At 40.2% G+C, this 4,966-nt stretch carries 4 protein-coding genes; 1 reads left to right on the top strand and 3 read right to left on the bottom strand.

Annotated features, from left to right (window positions below; translation table 11 throughout):
* The 3 genes from VJ937_RS09700 to VJ937_RS09690 all read right to left on the bottom strand — a co-directional run.
* Nucleotides 1-662, bottom strand: a 662-nt coding sequence (locus tag VJ937_RS09700; RefSeq protein WP_324066701.1) for a hypothetical protein, incomplete at its 3' end; no start/stop codon positions are given.
* Between the two features lie 398 nt (nucleotides 663-1,060).
* Entirely contained in the window at nucleotides 1,061-1,345 is a 285-nt protein-coding gene (locus tag VJ937_RS09695; protein ID WP_057954393.1) for a co-chaperone GroES, read from the bottom strand.
* A 24-nt stretch (nucleotides 1,346-1,369) separates the two neighbouring features.
* The gene (locus tag VJ937_RS09690) at nucleotides 1,370-1,936 is read right to left on the bottom strand and encodes a glutaredoxin family protein (protein WP_324066700.1); all 567 of its coding nucleotides are present in this window, start codon (nucleotides 1,934-1,936) and stop codon (nucleotides 1,370-1,372) included.
* 200 nt (nucleotides 1,937-2,136) lie between these two features.
* Between VJ937_RS09690 and VJ937_RS09685 the strand changes: the two genes are divergently transcribed.
* A complete protein-coding gene (locus VJ937_RS09685; RefSeq protein ID WP_324066699.1) occupies nucleotides 2,137-4,035 on the top strand; it encodes an ATP-dependent DNA helicase RecQ in 1,899 nt (632 codons plus the stop codon).
* Nucleotides 4,036-4,966 lie beyond the last annotated feature (931 nt).

The following is a 4,966-nucleotide window of genomic DNA, read 5'->3' as shown; positions in this document are numbered from 1 at the left end:
TTTTCTATAATAAAATAGTCGTTATTGAGCTCTGAGAGGGTGTACCACTCAAGTCTGACTCTGTCGTTTACAATTTCGTGTGTAAGGTTTCCAAATTCCACTGGGAGCGGGTTGGTGTGTCCTTCGTCAAGTGTGCCAGTTCCTGTTGTATTCCCGGTATCAAAGTATGTTCCGCCTACATTAATGTTACCATCGTTGGCCACATCACCTAAATTGTAAAAGTCACCTGTAACACCAATGGTTCCGGTCTCACTTACAGATATATCTGATGTTCCAGTATTATAAAAGTTACCGTCAACCAAAAGCTTACCATCAACAATTATGCTTCCTAAAAATATATTTGAAATATCGCCATTTATTTTTGCAACGCCATCGTTGTTAATAATAAGGGTGGTAACTCCGGTAGAAATGAACTCACCGTTTATTGTTAGGCTATCTGTTGGCCCATTATTGTTCCCTATGGTTAAGGTGCCTCCTAAAAATAAATTAAGCCCACTATTTGATGTGACCTTATGTTCAATATATACATCTGAAGCAAATGTGGTACCCGGAGCAGCGCCCTGCCAGGTCGCATTATCTTCCCAGTCGCCATTTTGGTTGGTTGTTTGTGCTATTAAACTAATGCTTAAAAATAGAAATGTGCTGAGTAAAAAGCCTTTCATTTTTCACTGTTTTTATGGTGTTTTTGCAAAAGTACAGAATTATTGTATAGGTACCTAACTTCTTTTGCTCTAGCGAAATGCAGGTATAGGGGATGTAGCGTTAGACAAGGAGTTTCATTATTGCAATTATGCACCATTCGTCACTTGTTTTATGTATTTAATGACAAAAAAACTGAAGTTCATCCCACAATAGATTTTGTTGCTAAAATGGATTTTTACCATTAAAAATTAATGTTTTTCGGAATAAATTACTTTCTAAATGAATCAACAAAGTAGCGGACTTTTAATCTCAGAATCATAAAAAAAAGGCGCCTTTCAGCGCCTTTCTCAATTACTCGTCAATGATGGTTGGAAATATATCATTTAACATGTTTGCTTAACCACTAAATACAATCAACTTAAATGGACTCGGTCTCGATTATTTTACCGAGAATGTCAGCGTAGGGCACCATACGGTAGTTTTTACCTTCAAATTCAAGTTCCTCACCCGCACGTTCTTTAAACATAACGGTTTCGCCTTCGGCGATTTCAGGGTTCTCAATTTGACTTATGGCAGCTACTACACCAGTATTGTCCTGCTCTTTGGCTGAGTCGGGAATAATAATTCCGGAAGCAGTTTTTTCTTCTTTCTGCTCTTTCAGCTCAACTAACACATGTTGGTTGATTGGTTGTAACTCTTTCATATTCGTCTACATTTAATGGTTAAATTATTCTAAATTGAGTAATTGGTTTATCTTATTTCTGTCAAAACCTATAACGACCTGTCCGTCTATTACGGTTTGGGGTACACCTTGCTGACCGCTGCGCTGGGCCATCTCCTGCGCTGCCTGGTGGTCTTTTGATACATCTATTTCGGTAAACGGCACTTTTTGTTCGTTTAAATAGGTTTTTAAACTGTTGCAATACGTGCATGTGGGTGTGGTGTACATCAGTACCGACTGTCCGTCGCCGCCACCACTGCCCGAAAATGATGTGAATTCTTTACCTTCAAACAATGTTTCGTAAAAACCTTCACTTTGGCAGCCTTTAATGTGTTTTACTGGTTTGCCTTCCGCTACTTTTACCAGTGTGGGCGCAGCACTTACGCCAAGTGGTTTGTGCACAGCGCGTGTTTTATTTACATCGGCTGCAAATATTGCAATACCTGTTTTTTCCGCAGCCTTTTCAATGCTTTTGTATGCGCACTCACTTTGGCTGCTTCCCGATTTGTAGACCAGTACATAATAATTTTTGGCCTCTGCGCCTATCTCTTCAGGTGATTGTATCAAAATCATTTTTTATTGTTTTTTCAAATTGACATATGTGCATATACGAATATTATACCAAAATAATTGACATGTCAACCTGACAGGATAAGGTGGTAGCTGAAAGTGTATATTTTTATTATTGAAACATTTTTTCAGACACTTTTGCAATGAGTTTGGCTGTTCAATTTTTATATCTTTGTAAATATCGCGCTATAGTTCGCACATATATGGACAGATACCAAAAAATACTTAAAGACCATTGGGGCTATGATGATTTTCGACCAATGCAGCATGAAATTATAGCATCGGTGGGAAGTGGTCAGGATACCCTTGGTTTGCTGCCAACCGGAGGTGGAAAATCGCTTACTTTCCAGGTTCCCTCGTTGGCACAGGATGGTATTTGCATTGTGGTAACACCGCTTATTGCTCTTATGAAAGACCAGGTTTATAATTTGCGGGAACGCGGCATAAAGGCCCTTGCCATTTACAGCGGACTATCGAAAGATGAAATCGATACAGCATTGAACAACTGCATTTATGGCGATTATAAATTTTTGTACGTATCGCCCGAGCGGTTGGGTACAGAGCTGTTTCGTATACGCGTGCAGGGTATGAATGTGAACCTGATAGCAATTGATGAGGCACATTGCATTTCGCAATGGGGCTACGATTTTAGACCGGCTTATCTGGAAATAGCTAATTTGCGGGAGTTGATTCCCAATACACCCTTTTTGGCGCTGACTGCCACTGCTACACCAAAAGTAGTGGACGATATTATGGATAAGCTGCAGTTTAAGCAGCGCAATGTTTTTAAAAAGAGCTTCGAACGAAAAAACCTGGTGTATTGGGTAAAACATTCAGACGATAAGCTCAACGACCTTACCCGGCTTTGCCAACGAAACAAGGGGACGGGGGTGGTGTATGTGCGTAGCCGCCGCAGAACACGCGAAATTTCTGAACATCTGCAACGTAATCGCATCAATGCTGATTATTACCATGCAGGCTTATCGGCAGAGCGGCGCGATGAAAAGCAGGAGGAGTGGAAAAGCAATCGCACCCGAATCATCGTAGCTACAAATGCCTTTGGTATGGGAATTGACAAACCCGATGTGCGATTTGTGGTGCATATGGATTTACCCGATTCGCTCGAGGCCTATTTTCAGGAAGCGGGCAGGGGCGGACGAGATGAGAAAAAAGCTTACGGCATTTTATTGTACAATAAACAAGACCATACACGGCTAAAGCAGAGTTTTACGAACAGCTTTCCGGACATTAAACTGATTAAACAAATATATGAGTCGCTGGGAAATTTTTATAACCTGGCTGTGGGCTCTGGAAAAGGCATGAGCTTTGATTTTATACTGGCCGATTTTGCTAAAACTTATCGTTACAGCATGATTCAGGCCTATAATGCCCTTAAAGTCCTACAATCGGAAGGTTATATAGAGCTTACAGATAGCGTACACAATCCAAGTAAAATAAAATTTCTTGTTCACCGCGACGAGTTGTATGAGTTTCAGGTAGCCAATGCTGCATTCGACAGGCTCATTAAATTGATTTTGCGTAGTTACACAGGCCTATTTACCGATTTTGTAGCCATTGATGAGCTTATGCTTGCACGCCGCGCCAAAAGTTCAGTGGAGGTGATTTTTAAATACCTGCAACGCCTCAATAACCTGAAAATTGTCCGCTATATTCCGCAAAAAAACAACCCGATTGTGTTTTATCGCGAAGAGCGTCTTTCGCGAGAAAACTTGTACATATCGCGTGAAAACTACGATTTTCGTAAAAATATGGCAGCCAATAAACTTAAGGCAGCCGTGTATTATGCCGAAACGCAGGACCGTTGCCGGAGCCAGATTTTATTACAATACTTCGGACAAAAGAATGCACCGGAATGCGGCCAATGCGATTACTGTGTGAAAAAGCAAAAAAAACAACCCTTACCCAACAAAGTTATTACACAAAATATTTTAGACGCTTTAGAAGAAAAGCCGCTATTGCCCAGGGACTTAAAAAATAAATTCCACGACCACCAGGAAGCATTCATAGAGCGCATCAGAGAGCTTATGGAGCGGGGAATCATTGTTCGTGACGAAGATGGAAAGCTTTGTTTGAAAAAATGATATCAACCCTGCCAGAAACCCATTGAAAGTCATGTGGTGAATAACTTGCTAACTTTTCAAAACAGTTTGCATCAATCAAAAGGCAAGGATCAATTCACCAGATGACTTGTAGCCAAAAATCTGAGCCAGTCTGCAAACAGAACCCGATTCACAGCACTGAAGCATGACGCTTTAACTTTTAGCGAAGCCCTAACCCAAAAATCCCGGATAAAGCAATCTTCTAATTTAAAATTCCTCCCGTTTTGTGCAATGCATAACCCACTTTATCTCATCATAGAAAAAGTTAACTTTTTACAACCAACTTTTTTTCATGACAAAAAAAGTTGCAAAAAAGTCTAGATCAAATTACGCTTCCACCCGCTCTGTTCAATAAACTAAATGACATATAAAAGCTGGACAAGCCTCTTTTATGTCATTTATGTTTATTGATCATTCACGCTAACGCTAGCCCGCCAATTTGATCGGGCCAACCCGCTTTGGGGAGTTGCTAATCATTTTCTGAAACGGGCAATTATAGTCGGCCTAAGTATTTTGAGCGGGCACCTTCTTACTTGAAGATTTCGGCCGAAGGCAAATTAAAAACTGTTTGAGATGATGCGAAGTAAGTTTAATTGGAAATAAAATGGATGTAGCATCATCGAGTTTTTTTAATTTAGAAATCGAAAGTAAAGAAGGTCGCTCAAAATGCTAAGCCTTGAATTCCCGCCGGAAGTCGGACTAAAGTTTTGCTTCGTTTTTGGTTCAACCGAATCGCCGTTAGGCGCTGAGCTCATGACCGAAGGGAATAACCCAAAAATGAAGAGCCAAGCCGGCTTCAGGCGATGGTAATTAATGTTATGTCATTTTAATCTTTAATATATCATTTCAAGAAAACCACTTGATAAAAAATCCGTTTTTTAAATTCGATTACCTTAAAAATTTGTTCCGCATG

The sequence above is a fragment of the Salinivirga sp. genome (assembly GCF_035268865.1).
GTDB lineage: Bacteria > Bacteroidota > Bacteroidia > Bacteroidales > Salinivirgaceae > Salinivirga.
This window is presented reverse-complemented; position numbering and strand designations above follow the sequence as displayed.